The 19,521-nt window shown below is 69.8% G+C and carries 20 protein-coding genes; 16 read left to right on the top strand and 4 right to left on the bottom strand.

Annotated features, from left to right (window positions below; genetic code table 11):
- Positions 1-11 precede the first annotated feature (11 nt).
- The 13 genes from folE (at position 12) to BM287_RS15795 (ending at position 12,179) form a co-directional block, all read left to right on the top strand.
- Complete coding sequence (gene folE / locus BM287_RS15740; RefSeq protein WP_090041346.1) at positions 12-590, top strand: GTP cyclohydrolase I FolE; 579 nt, start codon at positions 12-14, stop codon at positions 588-590.
- Positions 587-1,390 (top strand): dihydropteroate synthase, encoded by an 804-nt coding sequence (gene folP / locus BM287_RS15745; protein WP_090041350.1) that lies wholly within the window; start codon positions 587-589, stop codon positions 1,388-1,390. The genes folE and folP overlap by 4 nt, the downstream gene beginning before the upstream one ends.
- On the top strand, positions 1,383-1,766 hold the full coding sequence (gene folB, locus BM287_RS15750; protein ID WP_090041353.1) for a dihydroneopterin aldolase: 384 nt from the start codon (positions 1,383-1,385) through the stop codon (positions 1,764-1,766). Before folP ends, folB begins: the two co-directional genes overlap by 8 nt.
- On the top strand, positions 1,763-2,305 hold the full coding sequence (gene folK, locus BM287_RS15755; RefSeq protein WP_090041358.1) for a 2-amino-4-hydroxy-6-hydroxymethyldihydropteridine diphosphokinase: 543 nt from the start codon (positions 1,763-1,765) through the stop codon (positions 2,303-2,305). Before folB ends, folK begins: the two co-directional genes overlap by 4 nt.
- Entirely contained in the window at positions 2,302-2,781 is a 480-nt protein-coding gene (locus BM287_RS15760) for a DUF3180 domain-containing protein (RefSeq protein ID WP_090041360.1), read from the top strand. Before folK ends, BM287_RS15760 begins: the two co-directional genes overlap by 4 nt.
- On the top strand, positions 2,765-3,250 hold the full coding sequence (locus tag BM287_RS15765; protein WP_090041362.1) for a PH domain-containing protein: 486 nt from the start codon (positions 2,765-2,767) through the stop codon (positions 3,248-3,250). The genes BM287_RS15760 and BM287_RS15765 overlap by 17 nt, the downstream gene beginning before the upstream one ends.
- Positions 3,247-5,034 (top strand): PH domain-containing protein, encoded by a 1,788-nt coding sequence (locus tag BM287_RS15770; protein WP_090041365.1) that lies wholly within the window; start codon positions 3,247-3,249, stop codon positions 5,032-5,034. The genes BM287_RS15765 and BM287_RS15770 overlap by 4 nt, the downstream gene beginning before the upstream one ends.
- Positions 5,034-5,858: a Rossmann-like and DUF2520 domain-containing protein gene (locus tag BM287_RS15775; RefSeq protein WP_090041368.1), complete on the top strand. Its 825-nt coding sequence runs from the start codon at positions 5,034-5,036 to the stop codon at positions 5,856-5,858. The genes BM287_RS15770 and BM287_RS15775 overlap by 1 nt, the downstream gene beginning before the upstream one ends.
- A 31-nt stretch (positions 5,859-5,889) precedes the next feature.
- Positions 5,890-6,768, top strand: coding sequence for a pantoate--beta-alanine ligase (gene panC, locus BM287_RS15780; protein ID WP_090041371.1), 879 nt, complete (start codon positions 5,890-5,892; stop codon positions 6,766-6,768).
- Between the two features lie 85 nt (positions 6,769-6,853).
- Complete coding sequence (gene lysS / locus BM287_RS15785; protein WP_090041373.1) at positions 6,854-8,398, top strand: lysine--tRNA ligase; 1,545 nt, start codon at positions 6,854-6,856, stop codon at positions 8,396-8,398.
- Positions 8,399-8,484: 86 nt separating this feature from the next.
- Positions 8,485-8,658, top strand: coding sequence for a hypothetical protein (locus BM287_RS17915; RefSeq protein WP_170857583.1), 174 nt, complete (start codon positions 8,485-8,487; stop codon positions 8,656-8,658).
- A gap of 89 nt (positions 8,659-8,747) precedes the next feature.
- Positions 8,748-10,211, top strand: a complete 1,464-nt coding sequence (gene cls / locus BM287_RS15790) for a cardiolipin synthase (protein WP_090041375.1) — start codon at positions 8,748-8,750, stop codon at positions 10,209-10,211.
- Positions 10,212-10,364: 153 nt separating this feature from the next.
- Complete coding sequence (locus BM287_RS15795; RefSeq protein WP_090041378.1) at positions 10,365-12,179, top strand: RICIN domain-containing protein; 1,815 nt, start codon at positions 10,365-10,367, stop codon at positions 12,177-12,179.
- A gap of 63 nt (positions 12,180-12,242) precedes the next feature.
- Here the strand turns inward: BM287_RS15795 and BM287_RS15800 are convergent, their stop codons facing one another.
- The 4 genes from BM287_RS15800 to BM287_RS15815 form a co-directional block, all read right to left on the bottom strand.
- The gene (locus BM287_RS15800; protein ID WP_090041380.1) at positions 12,243-12,656 is read right to left on the bottom strand and encodes a type II toxin-antitoxin system VapC family toxin; all 414 of its coding nucleotides are present in this window, start codon (positions 12,654-12,656) and stop codon (positions 12,243-12,245) included.
- Positions 12,653-12,934 (bottom strand): hypothetical protein, encoded by a 282-nt coding sequence (locus BM287_RS15805; protein ID WP_090041382.1) that lies wholly within the window; start codon positions 12,932-12,934, stop codon positions 12,653-12,655. The genes BM287_RS15800 and BM287_RS15805 overlap by 4 nt, the downstream gene beginning before the upstream one ends.
- A 237-nt stretch (positions 12,935-13,171) precedes the next feature.
- Positions 13,172-14,527 carry a collagen-binding domain-containing protein gene (locus tag BM287_RS15810; RefSeq protein ID WP_090041384.1) on the bottom strand — a complete coding sequence of 452 codons (1,356 nt, stop codon included), beginning with the start codon at positions 14,525-14,527 and terminating at the stop codon, positions 13,172-13,174.
- 144 nt (positions 14,528-14,671) lie between these two features.
- Positions 14,672-15,646 (bottom strand): pirin family protein, encoded by a 975-nt coding sequence (locus BM287_RS15815; RefSeq protein WP_090041387.1) that lies wholly within the window; start codon positions 15,644-15,646, stop codon positions 14,672-14,674.
- A gap of 57 nt (positions 15,647-15,703) precedes the next feature.
- On the opposite strand from BM287_RS15815, the gene BM287_RS15820 reads away from it, so the two are divergent.
- The 3 genes from BM287_RS15820 to BM287_RS15830 all read left to right on the top strand — a co-directional run bounded on the left by BM287_RS15820 (position 15,704) and on the right by BM287_RS15830 (position 19,482).
- Complete coding sequence (locus tag BM287_RS15820) at positions 15,704-16,126, top strand: hypothetical protein (RefSeq protein ID WP_090041389.1); 423 nt, start codon at positions 15,704-15,706, stop codon at positions 16,124-16,126.
- A gap of 170 nt (positions 16,127-16,296) precedes the next feature.
- Positions 16,297-18,819: an ATP-dependent Clp protease ATP-binding subunit gene (locus BM287_RS15825; protein WP_090041392.1), complete on the top strand. Its 2,523-nt coding sequence runs from the start codon at positions 16,297-16,299 to the stop codon at positions 18,817-18,819.
- Positions 18,820-18,951: 132 nt separating this feature from the next.
- A complete protein-coding gene (locus BM287_RS15830; RefSeq protein ID WP_090041395.1) occupies positions 18,952-19,482 on the top strand; it encodes an amino-acid N-acetyltransferase in 531 nt (176 codons plus the stop codon).
- The last annotated feature ends 39 nt before the right edge of the window (positions 19,483-19,521 follow it).

The raw sequence follows: 19,521 nt of genomic DNA on the forward strand, positions 1-19,521 counted from the left end.
CCGCCGCGGACATGACCGGTTTCGATCGTCCGCGCATCGAAGCGGCCATCGCCGAGATCCTCGCCGCCATCGGCGAGGATCCGTCGCGTCCGGGACTTCGGAGCACGCCCGCACGCGTGGCGGACGCCTACGCCGAGTTCTTCGCCGGCGTGGGCCACGACGCCGTGGACGACCTGGGCGACCCGGTTCCGCTGGAGGACGGGCGGACCGCCGAGACGGTGCTGCTGCGCGACATCCGGTTCCGGTCGGTCTGCGAGCACCACCTCCTGCCGTTCCTGGGCGTCGCGCATGTCGCCTATCTCCCGGGCGACCGGGTCATCGGGCTCGGCCGCATCCCTCAGGTGATCGAGACGCTCGCGGCGCGCCCGCAGGTGCAGGAGCGCCTGACCGAGCAGATCGCGGACGCGATCGAGCGCGGCGCCGACGCACGCGGAGTCCTCGTGGTGCTCGACGCGGCGCACACCTGCGTGACCACGCGCGGCGCCCGCCAGACGGGCAGCACCACCGTGACGGTCACCGCGCGGGGCGCTTACACGGAGCCCGCCGCGCGAGCCGAACTGATGGCTCTGATCGGACGTGGCGCCGAGTGACCCTCATCATGGGCGTCCTCAATGTGACGCCGGACTCGTTCAGCGATGGCGGACTCTGGCTGGAGCCGGATGCCGCGGTCGAGCACGGCCTGGAGCTGGTGGCGCAGGGCGCCGACCTGGTCGACGTGGGCGGCGAGTCCACTCGGCCCGGTGCGCTGCGGGTCGACCCCGAGGAGGAGCGGAAGCGCGTCATCCCGGTGATCCGCGAGCTGGTCGCGCACGGTGTCACGGTCAGCGCCGACACGCTCAACGCGTCCACGGCGCGCGCAGCGGTGGAGGCGGGCGCCTCGGTCATCAACGATGTCTCCGGCGGCCTGGCGGATGAGCGGATGCCGGAGGTCGTGCTCGAGACCGAAGCGCAGTACGTCGTGATGCACTGGCGCGGGCGCCTCGACGCCGCCGACTCCCGCGCCGTGTACCGGCACACCGTCCCCGAGGTGCGAGCCGAGCTGTCGGCGCGGGTCACCGAGCTGCTGCGGCTGGGCGTCGACCCGGCCAAGCTGATCCTGGATCCCGGGCTCGGCTTCTCCAAGAACGGTCGCCACAACTGGCAGGTGCTCGCCGGACTGCACGAGATCGAGACCCTCGGTTACCCCGTGCTGATCGGGGCGTCGCGCAAGCGGTTCCTCGGCGCCCTGCTGCCGGAGGGCGCGCCCGCCGAGGACCGCGACGCGCCGACGGCGGTGATCTCGGCCCTCGCCGCCCAGGCGGGGGCGTGGGCGGTCCGCGTCCACGACGTGCCGTCGACCCGGATGGCCCTCGACGTCGTGCGGGCATGGGAAGCTGGACGCGATGAGTAGCATCCACTCGCGACCGACCGACTCGATCGTGCTGACCGGCCTCCGCGTGCGGGCGAACCACGGCGTCTTCGACTTCGAGCGGGCCGACGGCCAGGACTTCGTCGTCGATGTGACGGCCTGGCTCGACCTGTCCGTCGCCGCCGCCGGCGACGACCTCGGCTCCACCGTCCACTACGGCGAGCTGGCCGAGGAGGTGGTGGCCGCCGTCGAGCGCGACCCGGTCGACCTCATCGAGACGGTCGCGGAGCGCGTGGCGGCGACCGTGCTGGCGCATGACCCGGTGGATGCGGTCGAGGTCACCGTCCACAAGCCGCAAGCGCCGATCACCGTGCCGTTCGGGGATGTCGCGGTGCGCATCGTGAGGAGCCGGGCGTGAGCGCCGCGCCGCTGGGGAAGCCGGTCCGGATGCGGGTCGGGGTGCCCGCCGTGCTCGCGTTCGGGAGCAACCTCGGCGACCGCGCCGCCACCATCCATGCCGCCGTCGACGCACTGGGGGAGGATGCGGGCATCGACGTGCAGGCGGTCTCGCGACTATACGAGACGCCGGCGCTGAAGCCGGACGGCATCGACGACGCCGCGCCCGCCTACCTGAACGCTGTCGCGCTCGTCCGCACCCTGCTGGAGCCGCTCGACCTGCTGGCCGCGGTGAACGCCGTCGAGGATCGGCTCGGCCGCGTCCGCGCGGAGCGCTGGGGCGACCGGACGATCGACATCGACATCGTGGACTACGACGGGCTCGTCTCCGACGACGATCCCCGCATCGTGCTGCCGCATCCGCGCGCCCGCGAGCGCGCGTTCGTCCTCGTCCCCTGGCTCGACGTGGATCCGCAGGCGCACCTCGCCGGGTCCGGTCCGGTCGCCGAGCTGGCGGCGCGCGCCGGCGATCCCGTGCGGCTGTGGGAGGAACGCTCGTGAAGCGCACCCGGGCCAGCTCCCTGATCGGTCTCGGCGTCGCCGGGCTCGTCATCGGGTTCCTCGCGGAGCTGGCGGCCTCCTCGATGGGCGTGGCGGTGTTCATCCCGCCGCTCACGCTGCCGATCACGCTCGTCGCCGTCGCGATCATCGTGATCGCGTTCGCGATACCGATCCGCCGCGCCGTGCGGGGCCACACCATCCGCCGCATCGATCCGTTCCAGGCGACCCGGATCGTCGTCCTCGCCAAGGCCTGCGGACTGAGCGGCGGCCTGCTGACCGGGATGGGCGTCGGCGTCGTCTCGTATCTCCTGACGCGCGATGTGCTGCCCGCCGGCAACGCCATCCTCCTCGCCGCGCTGGCCACCGCCGGTGCGGTGATCCTGCTCATAGCGGGTCTGGTGGCCGAGCTGTTCTGCACCTTGCCTCCCGGCGATGACGACGACCGTACGGAGAACGTGCATGCCCGATCGGATTGACCTGAATGTCGGCGAGTGGCGCCGGGTCTCGCCGAAATACGTGCTCGTCGTCATCGCCAGTACCGTGATCTCCGGGCTGGTGCTGTCGGCCGGCTCCCTGTTCCTGTGGCTGGCCGGCCGCTGGAGCCTCGGCTGGCTGCTGTTGGCCGTCGTGGTGGTGATCACCATCGTCGCGCTCATCATCGCCCCGCGCCGTGCGCGCTCGATCGGCTACCGGCTGCGCGACGACGACCTGCTGTTCCGGCGCGGGATCATGTTCCAGCGCTTCGTGTCCGTCCCCTACGGCCGGATGCAGCTGATCGACATCAACCGCGGGCCGGTCAGCCGGATGCTCGGGCTGGCCGATCTCAAGTTCGTGACGGCAGCAGCATCCACCGGGGTGATGGTGCCGGGGCTGCCGGAGCCGGACGCCGCCGAGCTGCGCGACCGGCTCGTCGAGCTGGCGGAGAGCAGGCGGGCGGGGCTGTGAGCGCGCCGGAGGGCCGGGCGCAGGCAGGCGCCGGTGCGCCGCTCTCGCCGGCCCAGCGCGCGGCCGAGCGGTACACGGACGGCGAGTGGCACCGGCTGCATCCGGCGACGCCGTTGCTGCGCGGCGGGATCGTCTTCATCGCCCTGACCGGATTCGTGCTCTCCAATCTGCGGGAGCGGCTGATCGGCTTCTTCGTCGGCGCTCCCGACTACGGCGGCGACCCCCTGGACGCGATCTACAACCACGGCTGGGAGGGATGGGCGCTTCTCGGCGTCGCGGTGGTGCTGCTGCTCTGCTTCGGCGCGTTCTACCTCTCGTGGCGGATGCACACCTTCCGGATCACCGGCGACGCGGTGGAGGTGCGCAGCGGCATCCTGTTCCGGACCCAGCGCAAGGCGCGGCTCGACCGCATCCAGGGAATCAACGTCGTGCGACCGGTGCTCGCGCGGATCTTCGGGGCGGCGAAGCTCGACGTGTCCGTCGCCGGGCACGACGCGAACGTGCAGCTCGCGTACCTCGGCTCGTCGCTGGCGGACGGGCTCCGGGCGGACGTGCTGCGGCTCGCGTCGGGCGTGCAGGCGGCGGAGGCTGCGGAGGCCGAGGCGGCCGAGGCGGCCGAGGCCGCTGCCGCCGACGGGCACGCCGGCGGTCGTGACGTCGGCGCTGCCGGAGCATCGCGAACGGGCGCGGTGACGGACCTCGTCGGCCGCCGGGTGAACGAGTTCCTGGCCCCGGAGCTGGATCCGAACGCCGCTCCGCCTGCGTCGGTGGTCAAGATCCCGCCGCTGCGTCTGCTGGGGTCCCTCCTGCTGAGCGGCTTCACCGTGTTCGTGCTGGTCGTCGTCGCCTTCCTGGTCTGGGGCGCCGCGAGCGGCGCGCTCTGGCTGCTCATCGTGGTGCTCCCGGGCCTCCTCGGCACGGCGAGCTTCTACCTCAACCGCTTCACCAAGTCCCTGCGCTACTCGATCGCGGGGACACCGGATGGCGTGCGCGTCGGATTCGGCCTGCTGAGCACCAGCAACGAGACGCTGCCGCCCGGGCGCATCCATGCCGTCGAGGTGCTTCAGCCGCTGCTGTGGCGGCCGTTCGGATGGTGGCAGATCCGCATCGACACGGCCGGTCACTCCCGCGAGAAGGGCGCGGCGGGCCAGCCGAACACGACGATGCTGCCGGTCGGCGACGCGGCCGACGTCTCGCGCGTGCTCTCCCTGGTGCTTCCGGGCTTCGCGACGGACGAGCACCGCGAGCTGATCGAGACCGCGATGGTGTCCAGCGGGCGGGACGCGTTCACCGGCAGCCCGCGGCGGGCGGCCTGGATCCGGCCGCTGTCCTGGCAGCGCACGGGCTACCGCTTGGTGGGCGACGCGATCCTGCTGCGTCGCGGCGTCGTCTGGCGGAGCCTCGCGATCGTCCCGCTGGCGCGCCTGCAGAGCCTCGAGCTCTCTCAAGGCCCGGTGGATGCGCTGCTCGCGCTCGCGAAGGCGCGCTTCCACACGGTCTCCGGTCCCGTGCATCCCCGGCTGGCGGCGATCGACGCGGCGACCGGGATACGGTTGTTCGAGGCGGTATCGGTGCGCGCGGTGGCTGCGGCCGTCGCGGACGCGAGTCACCGGTGGGGCCGCGCCGCTGCGCCGACCGCCGCTGCGCCGAGTGCCGCTGCGCCGACCGCGGTCGCGCCGACCGCCGTCGCGCCGGCCGCCGCTGCGCCGAGTGCCGTCGCGCCGAGTGCCCCCGCCGCGTCTCGCCCGCCTCTGGCGGACGCCCGAACCGAGGAGGAATCCTGATGCAGCCGTCCGCACGTCCGCCGTCGCAGCGCTCCGGCCGGCTGGGGCTCGGGATCGTCGGCGCCGGCCGGGTCGGTCCGATCCTCGGACTCGCGCTCGCCGGAGCCGGCCACGCGGTCGTCGGCGTCTCCGCCGTCTCCGAGACGAGCCGCGAACGGGCCGAGGGGATGCTGCCCGGAGTGCCGGTCCTCGACGTCCCGACGCTGGTGGAGCGCAGCGAGCTGGTCATCCTCGCGGTCCCGGACGCGGAGCTTCCCGGGCTGGTCGCGGGCCTTGCCGCCACCGGGACGTGGCAGCCTGGACAGATCGTCCTGCACACAGCGCCCGGCTACGGGATCGAGGTGCTCCGTCCCGCGGCTGCCGCCGGCGCCATCCCGGTTGCGGTGCATCCAGCGCTGGAGTTCACGGGAACGAGCCTCGACCTCGCCCGCCTCGCCGAGAGCTACTTCGCCGTGACGGCTCCGGCGGCCGTCCTCCCGATCGCGCAGGCACTGGTCGTGGAGATGGGCGGCGAGCCGGTCGTCGTGGACGAGGCCGACCGCCCGGCCTATGCGGAGGCCATCGCGACGGCCACGGCGTTCTCGCGCTCGATCGTCGAGCAGTCGACGGGGTTGCTGAAGGGCATCGGAGTGGAGAACCCGGGATCCTTCCTCAGCTCGCTCATCCGCTCCACGGTGGACAACGCCCTCACCCGGGCGGGCGCCTCGGCACGGCTGGACCTGGAGGACGTGATCGAGGCGTTGCAGGATGAGGCGCCGGGCTCCGGACCCGACGGCGGCGATCCCGGCGACGACGGGCGCGGCTGGTTCCTGCGCGGCGAGTAGCCTGGACGCGGCCGGTTCCAGGGCCGAAGGGATGCGCATGCCAGAGATCATCACCACCATCGCCGCCGTGAGGGCACGCGTCGCCGAGGCGCGGCGCAAGGCCTGGCGGGAGGGCCCGGCGGATGCCCCGACCGGTCGCGTGGTGCTCGTTCCGACGATGGGCGCACTTCACGAGGGCCACCTGCGCCTGGTGTCGCAGGCACGCGATCTGGGTGGTCTCGTCGTGGTGTCGATCTTCGTCAATCCGCTGCAGTTCGGGCCGGGGGAGGACCTGGACCGCTACCCGCGCACGCTCGACGCCGATGTCGCCGCACTGGAGGGTCTCGCCGACGTCGTCTTCGCGCCGACGGCCGCGGAGATGTATCCGAAGGGGCCCTCCGAGACACGGGTCACGGCCGGGGAGTCGGGCACGCGCTTCGAGGGAGCCTCCCGCCCCGGACACTTCGACGGCGTCCTGACCGTGGTGTGCAAGCTCTTCAACATCGTGCAGCCGGATGTCGCCGTCTTCGGCCAGAAGGACGCGCAGCAGGCGCACGTGATCGGCCGGATGGTCGAGGACCTCGACCTGCCGGTGTCGATCGTCGTGGTGGATACGGTGCGCGAGCCGGACGGCCTGGCGCGTTCCAGCCGCAACCGCTACCTCGTCGCCGAGGACCGCGCGGCGGCCGTGACGCTCTCGCAGGCGCTCGCGGCGGGCTCGGCGGCAGCCGGACGCGGAGTCGCTGGGGCGCTCGAGGCCGCCCGGGCGCGCGTCGAGGCGGAGCCAGCGGTTAAGCTGGACTATCTCGCGATCGTCGACCCGGAAACCTTCCGCGAAGCGTCGCCTGATCACCACGGTCCCGCTCTGATGCTGATCGCCGCTCGGGTCGGCACCACCCGGCTGATCGACAACCAGCGCCTCACGACGTGACCGCGCGAGCTGTACCGGCACCACGCCACCCTGTGGAGGCCGCCCGAACGCCACCCCGAACGCCACCCCGAACGGAAAGACACCGATGACCGACGCGCAGACCACCGCGGCCGCACCCGGCGACGACCAGCTCAGCGACGACCAGCTGAGCGAGGACGAGGTCAGCGAGCAGAAGGCGGTCCGGCTCGGCAAGCGCGAGCGCCTGCTCGCCGAGGCCGAGAACGCCGGCGGCGGCGCGTATCCCGTGCAGGTTCCGGTCACCACGACCATCCCGGCCGTCCGCGCGAAGTGGGAGCACCTGCAGCCCGACGAGGGGTCCGGCGAGGTCGTCGGCATCGCGGGTCGCGTCGTGCACCTGCGCAACACCGGGAAACTGTGCTTCGCCGTGCTGCAGGCGGGCGACGGCTCGCGCATCCAGGTGATGGTCTCGCTGGCCGAGGTGGGCGAGGCGTCGCTGAGCGCCTGGAAAGAGCTCGTCGACCTGGGCGACCACGTGTTCGTCTCCGGTGAGGTGGTCTCCAGCCGCCGCGGCGAGCTGTCGGTGATGGCCCGGGAGTGGGCGATCGCGGCCAAGGCGCTGCTTCCGCTGCCGAACCTCCACAGCGAGCTGAGCGAGGAGACCCGCGTCCGCGCCCGGTACCTCGACCTCATCGCCCGCGATCAGGCACGTGCGACTGTGCTCGACCGCGCCAAGACCGTCGCCAGCCTCCGGCGCACCTTCGCCGAGCGCGACTTCGTCGAGGTCGAGACGCCGATGCTGCAGGTCATGCACGGCGGCGCATCCGCTCGTCCGTTCGTCACGCACTCGAACGCCTTCGACACCGACCTGTACCTGCGGATCGCACCGGAGCTGTACCTCAAGCGCGCAGTGGTCGGCGGCATCGACCGGGTCTTCGAGATCAACCGCAACTTCCGCAACGAAGGCGCCGACTCCACCCACTCGCCCGAGTTCGCCATGCTCGAGGCGTACCAGGCCTACGGCGACTACACCTCGATCGCCGATCTCACGCAGACGCTGATCCAGGATGCGGCGGTCGCGGTCTCCGGTTCGCACGTCGTCACCTGGGCCGACGGCACCGAGTACGACCTCGGCGGCCAGTGGGACCGCATCCGGATGTACGACAGCCTGTCGGACGCGGTCGGCGAGGAGATCACGCCCGAGACCCCGATCGAGCGCCTCCGCGAACTGGCGGCCGTCGCCGGCATCGAGATCGAGCATCCACTGCCCGGCAAATACGTCGAGGAACTGTGGGAGCACCACGTCAAGACCGACTTCGTGCGTCCGACCTTCGTGATGGACTTCCCGGTCGACACCAGCCCGCTGGTGCGAGCCCACCGCTCGCGCGACGGCGTCGTCGAGAAGTGGGACCTCTACACGCGCGGCTTCGAGCTCGCGACCGGCTACTCGGAGCTCGTCGACCCGGTCGTCCAGCGCGAGCGGTTCGTCGAGCAGGCGAAGCTCGCCGCGGCAGGCGACAACGAGGCCATGCGGCTGGACGAGGAGTTCCTGCGCGCCCTCGAGTTCGGCATGCCACCGACCGGCGGCATGGGGATGGGCATCGACCGCCTGCTGATGGCCCTCACCGGTCTCGGCATCCGCGAGACCATCCTGTTCCCGCTGGTGAAGTAGTTGCCGCTGGGACCGGCGTGGGGCGGCGCCGCGTCGCCACTGCACCCGGCGGGTTTCACAGGCAGCGGAGTTAGCATGGAGGCGCTATGAACGACGTCATCGGCGGTATCCTCTGGGCGCTCGCACCGACCGTACTGGTCGGCCTGCTGTTCTGGGCCATCATGCGCGCGATCGTGCGCGCCGACCGCGACGAGCGGAGGGCATACACCCGCCTGGAGGCCGAGGAACGCGCCCGTCGAGGTCTCTCGCCCAAGTCCTGACCGCATGTCCAGACGCCGGAGCGCCGGTCCGCTACGGTAATGCCGGGGACGCGCCCGCGTTCCGCTGCGTCAGGCGAGGGGATGGGTGCATGGACACGGGCTTCTGGCTCTCGTTCTCCATCGTCGTCGCCCTGCTCGTCGACTTCGTGATCCGCGTGCTCGCGATCATCATCGTTCCGCGCAACCGCAAGCCCACGTCGGCGACCGCCTGGCTGCTGGCGATCTTCCTCATCCCGTACTTCGGCATCCTGTTCTTCCTCCTCATCGGCAGCTACAAGCTCCCGAAGAGCCGGCGGAAGAAACAGGACGAGATCAACCGCTTCATCATCGACAGCACCGAGGGCATGGAGCGGGTTCGCCGCGACCATCCGTGGCCGCCGTGGCTGGAAGGTGTGGTCGAGCTCAATCGCAAGCTGGGCGCGATGCCCCTGGTCGGCGGCAACCGCGCGTCCCTTAACGGCGACTACCAGGGGTCCCTCGACGCGATGGCGGAGGAGATCCGGGGTGCTCGGCGCTACGTCCATGTCGAGTTCTACATCCTCACACTGGATGCGGCGACCGCTCCGCTCTTCGACGCCCTGGAGCAGGCGGTGCAGCGTGGCGTGACCGTCCGCGTGCTGCTGGACCACATCGCCTCCCTGCGCACGCCGGACTACCGGCGCACCATCAAGCGGCTCACGGCGATGGGCGCCAAGTGGCGCCTGATGCTGCCCATCCAGCCCTTCCGCGGGAGGTACCAGCGGCCCGACCTGCGCAACCACCGCAAGCTGCTCATCGTGGACGGGCGCGTCGCCTTCATGGGCTCGCAGAACATCATCGACCGCAGCTACAACAAGCGGGCGAACCGCCGGCGCGGCCTGAAGTGGAAGGAGCTGATCGTCCGGCTGGAGGGACCGATCGTCGCCGGCCTCAACGCCATCTTCATCACCGACTGGTACAGCGAGACCGACGAGTTGCTCCGCCGCGAGACCGAGCCGATCACCGATGAGATCGAGCCGGCCGACCTGGATGCGCAGGTCGTGCCGTCCGGGCCCGGATTCGCCGGGGAGAACAACCTCCGCCTCTTCCTCGCCCTGCTCTATTACGCGCAGACGCGCATCGTCATCACGTCGCCGTACTTCGTTCCCGACGAGTCGATGCTGATGGCGATCACGTCGGCCGTGCAGCGCGGGATCTCGGTCGACCTGTTCGTCTCCGAGATCGGCGACCAGGCCCTCGTCTACCACGCGCAGCGCTCGTACTATGAGGCGCTGCTGCGCGCCGGCGTGCGGATCTGGATGTACAAGGCGCCCTACATCCTGCACGCCAAGCACTTCACGATCGACGACGACGTCGCCGTGATCGGTTCGAGCAACATGGACATGCGCTCCTTCCAGCTCAACATGGAGGTCTCGCTCATGGTGCGGGGTCACTCCTTCGTCGAGGAGATGCGGAAGGTCGAGGACGGCTACCGGAAGGAGAGCCGCGAGCTCACCCTCGACGAATGGCTGAAGCAGCCGCTGCGCTCGACCGTCCTCGACAACCTCGCGCGGCTGACGTCGGCCCTTCAGTAGTCGGTCGATTCGCTCTCTTCGCAGGCTCGCGCCTTGCTATCCGTAGTTTTATCGGTAACAATGAACGGAAATCTCACACTGTTATCGAGAACAGTTCGGCCTTCGGAGCACGGAAGCACCTCCCGGCCGGTGAGTGACCCCAAAGGAGAGGTTATGAAGAGAGAGACCACACGCCGGTCCATCGCCAGCGCGATCGTCGCGCTGGCCATCGTCGCCGCCACCGCTGTATCGGCACAGGGCTACAGCCCCACGCCGGGCACGATCTATCAGCTGCCGTCGAACCAGGCCTGCCTGAAGGGCCGTGGCAATTGCGCGATCTATCCGAAGGCGGCACAGCTCACCAGCGGGCGGCTCGTCGCCTCGTTCGAGCAGTCCACCGTCCCGGCATCGGGCAGCGCGGTCGGGCAGACCTTGCCGGTGTACAAGAGCGACGACGACGGCACGACGTGGCAACTGCTCTCGCAGGTGCAGGCGCCCGCGTACCTCTCGAGCGATCCGTCCGTCGCCAAGTACACGAGCGCCTGGACGAACCCCTACCTGTACGTGCTTCCGCAGCAGGTCGGTGCGCTCGCCGCGGGCACGCTGGTTCTGGCGGCCGTCGTCTCGGGCGACGACGAGTACTACCTGGAGCAGAAGGCGGCCAACCCCAACTGGACGCCGACCAACGACGGCGACCGCAAGGACCTGGCGATCGCGCTCTACTCGAGCACCGACAGCGGCGCATCCTGGACCTTCCGGAACATCGTGACCGGCGGCAGCTGGCAGGGCGGGAGCGCCGGCGCCATCGGTGTCAACGTATCTGCGGCCAACACCTACAAGCAGGTGGACCCGGTCTGGGAGCCGTACCTCATGGTCTACAACGGCCAGCTCGTCGCCTACTACTCGGATGAGAACGACTTCACCGGGTACAACACCACCACCGGTGTACCCACCCTCGATCCGAACAACGCGACCGCCACCGATTCCGATGGTCAGATCCTCGCCCACCGCACCTGGGACGGCACGAGCGCGAGCTGGAGCGGACCGGTGGTCGACGTGACGGGCACGACCGTCACCCTGGCCGGCGGAAAGACCGAGATCGGTGGAGGCCGTCCCGGTATGGCCAACGTCGTTCAGACTTCGGACGGCAAGTGGATGCTGACCTACGAGTACTGGGGTGGCGGCGACAACGTCCGCTACAAGGTCGCCAGCGACCCGCTCCACTTCTTCTCGGTCGGAGGCGCCGCAGGGACCGGCATCACCACCCTTCCTGTCACCACGGGAACCGGGGCGCTCGCCACCGGCGGAAGCCCCGTGCTGGTCCGCCTTCCCGACGGTCGGATCCTCTTCAATGCGGCAGGAAGCGGAAACGTCTGGATGAACGCGTCCGGGAGCAGCACGGCCTCCTGGACGGCGTATCAGACCACCATGCCCGGTGCCTACAGCCGAAACCTCACCTACGATGCCAGCACCGGTCGCGTCGTGATCCTCGCCAATCAGGGGACCTCGACCATCATCAACGCCGACATCGACTTCGGTCACTCGACCGGCACCTACTACCAGATCGTGAACAAGCTGACCGGCCAGGTGATCGGGACGACGAACAACACGACCGACGCGAACATCGGCAACGCCGACTTTCCGGACGTCCGGCTGGAGGCGGCCGGCTCGGCAGCCAATCCCGACACCGAGCTGTGGCACGTCACGACCAAGCCGGATGGCAATGTCACCCTCCTGAACAAGTCGGGCGGCCGCGCGGCGGAGATCTGGACAGGGAACGCAACCCAAGGGCAGCAGATCGGCCAATGGGTGGACAACACCGCGTCCGGGTTGTTCACCATGGTCACGAAGAGCAACGGATACGTCTACTTCCAGAGTGTCCAGAACCGCTCGCTCTATCTGACCGGTTCGACCGCGGGAGCCACGCTCAGCCTCCAGCCGTCGGACAACGGGGCCGGATCACAGGACTGGCAGCTCGTCGCCAAGTAGCTGCGTCTGCGCGGCGGCGTCGGCCCGAATTCTGTGCCGGCGCCGCCGTGCCCTCGCCACGAGTCATGCGGCCTGCAGCTCGCTGACCTTCCGAACTTCGCACCAGCCGTCAGCCGCCCGGGCGAGGCGCTCGTCGGCGGTCACCAGCGGGAGGCCCAGCAGGTGAGCGAGCGCCACGTACATCGCGTCGTACGCGCTCAGATTGTCTCGCCAGCGCCACGCCTCCATCCACAGGGGTTCGTGTTCCATCCGCATGATCTCCAGGCGGTGGAACTCGAGCGTCACCTGCTCGAGCGCTGGCGCCTCCTCCGGGTGCAGGATCGCGCGGCGACGCATCGCGCTGAGGAATTCCGGGTCGAGGAGGTGGGGCGCCACGAGGATGCTGTCGGCCAGTTCTCCGCCCTCCTCGAACGCCGTGATGGCGTCCGTCGTCAGAAGTTCGACCAGAGCACTGCAGTCCATCACCGCCGCGATCATCGGCTGTCCCGATCTTCTCGAATGCCCTGCACGACCTCATCCATCGGGATGTCGAGACGAGGGCGATCGAACACTGCTGTGATCGCTTGGCCCTCGGCTTGCAGCCGGTGCGCTGCCGTCACCTCGCGCCAGCGTTCTTCGATGCGAAGCTTCTCTGCGATACGGGTCAACTCCCGTCGCAGATATTCGGAGTAGGACAACCCTTTGGCTGCCGCAGCCCCCTTGAGGCGGTCATTGACCGCCGGATCCAGATCTCGTACTTGCACGGTAACTCCCATATCGTCAGCCTAGCGTTGAGTGCATGAAAAACCTAGCGGTTTGCATGCATGGTGAGTCCATTCTCCCGGTGCTTCACCGTCTCGGCGCGATACCGGAGGGAATCTGTGGAGAGATCGTCCCGCCGGCTGACTGTGCAGAACGAGTCCGTCCCGTTCTCGGGGTCGACGACGCAGAAGTGCGGCCATGCCCGGAAAACAGGGCATGGCCGCACCGACCGCGAGGCACCTTCCGAGAGGTCAGGCGCGACCGTTCCGGAGACGGCGACGCAGTACCAGAATGATCGTCGCGGCGAGCAGGAGCGCACCGGCGCCTGCGATGATCGCCCAGGCTGAGGCCGGGCTCGACATCACGACGGCGCCGCCCGTGTTCACGAGCGCCGCGAAGGGGGTCGTGCCGGAAACCGTCGCCGCCGGCACCGGCGTGGTCGTCGACGAGGCCGGGAGCGTGGAGCCGGCCGGGGTCGTCGGGGTCGTCGGCGTGGTCGGGGTCGTCGGCGTGGTCGGGGTGGTCGGCGTCGTCGGGTCCGTCGGCGTGCTCGGCGTGTCCGACCCCGTGCTCGGCTCGCTGGGCACCGTGTCACCCTGCGTGCAGGTGTCGATGTGCCCGGTGAAGGGGAAGTAGTGCTCCTCCGACCCGCCGAGCTCGGCCGAAGCGACGACCGCGGTGCCCTGCAGGTTGGCGCTGGTCTTGGTGTACTGGGCGTGGGGGGCGAGGATCGAGCCGTCGATGGAGTCGCCGCCCTGCGTGATCGAGGTCACGTCCGGGAGGTTGAACAGGATGCCGTGCGGGTCGCGCGCGCCGGCCATCGTCAGTGAGAGCGTGACGGGGGTGGACCCGGTCACATTCACGATGAGCGGATTGTCCGGGCTCGGCGCCACGGAACCGCCGAAGGTGATGGAGGAGATGGACGACAGCTGGGCGGCCGTCAGGTTCCAGAAGTTCACTCCGGGAGTGAGGTTCACGTTCGCGCTGCCGTACGCGATCGCCGGGTCGATGACGTGGCCCGTACCGCAGCCGGCCGTTGCGGCGGCGGCGACCTGGGCGCTTGCGGCGACCGCCTTCGCCGGGGAGAAGGTCGACGCGAACAGACCCGGGGCGGCCACGGACGACGTCTGCCGGTGGCTCGATGCGATCGCCGGGGTGCTGCCGTAGCCTGCACCGGCGGCGACCACCTGCGTGTTGACCATGGCGTTGTTCTGGTCCACGTCCAGCGCGTCCGCGTTGCTGAGGTCGCCGATCCGGATCGCGCCGCTGCTGTTGACGCGAAGCGTGCCGCTGGAGGCGGCGAAGTCCACGCGTCCCCCGGTCAGCAGGGCGGTCGGCGTCGCGGCGCTGAAGGAGACGTTGGTGCCGGTGAACGTCAGCGTTCCTGCCGTGGCGACCGGGCCTTCGCTTTCGGCGTGGATGGTCGTGTCGCCGAACGAGACGACGTTCCAGTCGGTGTAAGCGGCCAGGGGGTTCACGGTGGACGATGTGGCGGCGAGCGCCGGGGATGCGGCGATCAGGCCGCCTCCGAGCGTGAGAGCCAGGGCGGGCAGGGTGACGGCGGCCGCGCGGAGAGCGCGGCCCTTTCGGGTGGAGGCGTGCGCCATTGTTCGGGATTTCCTTCGGGTGGATGTCGGGCCTCCGCCTCGCGCGGCAACGCCGGGAAGCTGGGCCGGAAGGGGCTTCGGGTCCCGCTTCCGACAGAGAGACGGACAGACCGCCGATTTATGACGCGAGTTCTGGCAAATATTTCAGCCGCGAGGGCGGAGACGCACCGTCGGCAGCTCGGGCGCGGGCAGCGGCGCCCCGTCGTAGCCGGCGACCGTGCCGAATCGCCCTGCCGGATCGGCGCCGGCGATGACCTCGCTCTGCCACTCCGCACGCGACGCGACGATCTCGTCGTGCGTGCGGCCGATGAAGTTCCACCACATGACGATCTGCTCGCCGAGCGGCTCACCCCCGAGCAGCACCAGTCGTGCCGGAGACCCGGCGTGCACGGTGACGGACTCCCGCCCGGGACAGAGGTAGGCGAGGTGCGACACCGGCACGTCCGTGCCCTCCACCGTCACATCGCCGGAGTCGACCAGGATGCCGTGCTCGAACGACAATTCCAGCGGCAGCTCGATGGTCGTCCTTGCAGGAACCAGGATCTCCGCCCCGACGAGCGGCGAGAACACGGTCGCAGCTGTACCGCTGCCGGCCAGCGACCCGACGAACGTCTTCACGGTCGCCGCGCCGATGCTGCCCGGGACAGGCGAGTGGTGCTCGAAGAAGGGCGCCACCTCCCGGGAGGCGGACGGCAGCGCGACCCACAGCTGGACGCCGTGCAACCGCGTCGTCTCCGCCGTCGAGACCTCCGAGTGGCTGATGCCGCGGCCGGCGGTCATCAGGTTGAGCTCGCCCGGCCGGACCAGCGCGTGACTCCCGACGCTGTCGCGATGGTCGATCTCGCCCTCGAAGAGCCAGCTGACCGTCTGCAGGCCGGTGTGCGGATGCGGCGGGACGCGCATCCCGCCGGTCACCGACACGTCGTCCGGGCCGTAATGGTCGATGAAGCACCAGCCGCCGATGAGCGACCGGCGGCGCTGCGGGAGCGTGCGGCGGACGGACATCGCCCGGGGTCCGCCGAGGGGGACATCCCTCGGTTCGAGGATCTCCACACGCGTGTCCGTGAGCACGGCGGACGACGCCAGCAGCTCGGCGGGATCGCGCTCCAGGTTGCTCATACCGGCATCCTAGGCGTGGGCCGGCCGGCTCGGAGCGGTGCTTCCTAGAATGGTCCCGTGCCCCGCCCCGTGACCCGACTCCTGCCCGCCGTCGCCGCCCTCGCCGTCGTCGTCGCGCTCGCCGGATGCACCGCTGCGCCGGGCAAGCCGGTCACGGACTACGCCGGCGAGCCGAAGGGTGTCCGGCCACCGGCGAGCAGTGCGGGAGGCGCATCCTGGGCCGCCTGGTTGAAGGACGGCGCCCAAGTCGCCATCGTCCTCTACGGCAGCTCCTCCTGCCCGCCGACGATCGCGAGCATCGCCGCGACGGGGGACGACAGGATCACCGCGACGCCCGCCCCGGCGCCGGGCGGCATCTGCACCCGCGACTACGTGCCGCACACCACGGTGTTCACGACGCCCGGCCGGATCACGAAGACCGCGCAGGTTTCGGTCGTCCTGCCGGACGCGACGCTCACGCTGCCCGCCCGCCAGGGCTGAGCCCGCCCCCGGCAGCGCTGAGCCGGCCCGCCAGCGCTGAGCCGGCTCCCGGGCGTCGGACCGCGACGACACGTCACGCCTACGGCGAACAGGCCCACACGAGCCGGAACCGGTGGTTACTCTCGATGTATCGACGCCGAACCTGCAACGGTGTCGAACGAGGAGTTGACATGTTCGAGAGATTCACCGACCGAGCCCGCCGGGTCGTCGTCTTGGCCCAGGAAGAGGCCAAGATGCTCAACCACAACTACATCGGGACGGAGCACATCCTGCTCGGCCTGATCCACGAGGGCGAGGGCGTCGCCGCGAAGGCGCTCGAGTCGCTCGGCATCTCGCTGGACGCCGTCCGCGAGCAGGTCCAGGACATCATCGGCCAGGGCCAGCAGCAGCCGACCGGGCACATCCCGTTCACTCCGCGCGCCAAGAAGGTGCTGGAGCTGAGCCTGCGCGAGGCCCTCCAGCTCGGCCACAACTACATCGGCACCGAGCACATCCTGCTCGGCCTCATCCGCGAGGGCGAGGGCGTCGCAGCCCAGGTGCTCGTGAAGCTGGGCGCCGACCTCAATCGTGTGCGCCAGCAGGTCATCCAGCTCCTCTCCGGCTACCAGGGCAAGGAGCAGGTCCAGGTCGGAGGCAACGATCAGACCACCGCGCAGGCCGGTAGCCAGATCCTCGACCAGTTCGGCCGCAATCTCACCCAGGCCGCGCGCGACAACAAGCTCGACCCGGTGATCGGACGCGAGAAGGAGATCGAGCGCGTCATGCAGATCCTGTCGCGCCGCTCCAAGAACAACCCCGTGCTGATCGGCGAGCCGGGCGTCGGGAAGACGGCCGTCGTCGAGGGGCTCGCCCAGGCGATCGTCCGGGGCGACGTCCCCGAGACGCTGAAGGACAAGCAGCTCTACACGCTCGACCTCGGCTCCCTCATCGCCGGATCCCGGTATCGCGGCGACTTCGAGGAGCGCCTGAAGAAGGTCACCAAGGAGATCCGCACCCGCGGCGACATCATCACCTTCATCGACGAGATCCACACGCTCGTCGGCGCCGGTGCCGCTGAAGGCGCGATCGACGCGGCCAGCATCCTCAAGCCGCTCCTGGCCCGTGGTGAACTGCAGACCATCGGCGCGACCACGCTCGACGAGTACCGCAAGCACTTCGAGAAGGATGCCGCGCTCGAGCGCCGCTTCCAGCCCATCCAGGTGGCGGAGCCGTCCCTGCCCCACGCCATCAACATCCTGAAGGGGCTGCGCGACCGCTACGAGGCGCACCACAAGGTGTCCATCACCGACGGCGCCATCGTCGCCGCGGCGAACCTCGCCGACCGCTACATCCAGGACCGCTTCCTGCCGGACAAGGCCATCGACCTGATCGACGAGGCCGGCGCCCGCCTGCGCCTGTCGATCCTGTCGGCTCCGCCGGAGCTGCGGGAGTTCGACGACAAGATCGCCGCCGTCCGCTCGCAGAAGGAAGCCGCGATCGAGGACCAGGACTTCGAGAAGGCCGCCAGCCTGCGCGACGAGGAGAAGAACCTCCTCGGCGAGCGGCTGCGCCTCGAGAAGCAGTGGCGTTCGGGCGAGGTCAAGACCACGGCTGAGGTCGACGAGGGCCTGATCGCCGAGGTGCTCGCGCAGGCGACCGGCATCCCGGTGTTCAAGCTCACCGAGGAGGAGTCGGCACGGCTCGTCTACATGGAGAAGGCCCTGCACCAGCGCGTCATCGGCCAGGAGGAGGCCATCTCGGCGCTCTCCAAGACGATCCGCCGCACCCGCGCCGGCCTGAAGGACCCGAAGCGTCCCTCCGGCTCGTTCATCTTCGCCGGCCCGACCGGTGTCGGTAAGACGGAGCTGGCCAAGGCGCTCGCGGAGTTCCTGTTCGACGACGAGTCGGCGATGATCTCGCTCGACATGTCGGAGTACGGCGAGAAGCATACCGTCTCGCGGCTGTTCGGCGCCCCTCCCGGCTTCGTCGGCTTCGAGGAGGGCGGCCAGCTCACCGAGAAGGTCCGCCGCAAGCCGTTCAGTGTCGTGCTGTTCGACGAGATCGAGAAGGCGCACCCGGACATCTTCAACTCGCTGCTCCAGATCCTGGAGGAGGGACGCCTGACGGATGGCCAGGGACGCGTCGTCGACTTCAAGAACACGGTGATCATCATGACCACCAACCTCGGCACGAAGGACATCTCCGGCGGCCCCGTCGGGTTCCAGATCGAGGGCGACACGCAGACCGGCTACGACCGGATGCGCGGCAAGGTCTACGAGGAGCTGAAGAAGAACTTCAAGCCCGAGTTCCTGAACCGCGTCGACGAGATCATCGTGTTCCCGCAGCTGGACAAGAAGGAGCTGCTGCAGATCGTCGATCTGTTCATCAAGCGCCTCTCGACCCGCCTGCTCGACCGCGACATGACCATCGAACTGACCGTCCCGGCCAAGGAGCGGCTGATCGATGTCGGGTTCGACCCGACACTCGGCGCCCGTCCGCTGCGCCGCGCGGTCCAGCACGAGATCGAGGACCGGCTGAGCGAGAAGATCCTGCACGGCGAGCTGAACTCCGGCGACCACGTCCACGTCGACTTCACCGACGGCGATTTCGTCTTCACGACGACCGCCCGCCAGGAGCCCATCGGCGCCGGGATCAACTCGACGGCTGCGATCGGAACCGGTCCGGCGTCTCCGGATCTCGCTGCCAACAGCTGACGTACCGTTGCATCGGGCCGGTCTCTTCGGAGGCCGGCCCTTTCGGCATCTGTGGGGTCGGCGTCCGGACGCGGGCCGCCTCTCTCGGGCGCCAGGCCGCGCCGGGGGAGGGCCGGCGATCGGTAGGGTGGAATGGTGAGCGACAGCGGACCAGGGTTCAGCATCCGGCGGGCGCGGACGGATGACGTCCAGGGCATCCAGGAACTCGTCGGGCCGCTCGTGCAGCGACGCATCCTGCTCGGCAAGGAGACGGTGACCTTCTACGAGGCGGTGCAGGAGTTCCGTGTGGCCGAGGACGCCGAGGGCCGCCTGATCGGCTGCGGCGCGCTGCACGTGATGTGGAAGGACCTGGGCGAGGTGCGCACTCTCGCCGTCTCCGAGGGCTGGCTCGGGCGGGGCGTCGGCCACGCCCTCCTGGCCCGGCTGGAGGAGGATGCGCGCGAGCTCGGCCTCGACCGGCTGTTCTGCCTGACCTTCGAGGTGGGCTTCTTCGAGCGGAACGGGTTCGAGGACATGGGCGCGGAAGCCGTCGACCCTCAGCTCTACGCGGAGCTGGTGCGCTCGAACGACGAAGGTGTGGCGGAGTTCCTGGACCTCGCGCGGGTGAAACCCAACACCCTCGGGAACACGCGGATGCTGAAGCACCTGGCGGGCACTCGCTGAAGGCCGGGCGCGCCTGACGGGCGCATCGCCACGCCGTCG

The sequence above is a fragment of the Leifsonia sp. CL147 genome, from assembly GCF_900114565.1.
Lineage (GTDB): Bacteria > Actinomycetota > Actinomycetes > Actinomycetales > Microbacteriaceae > Leifsonia.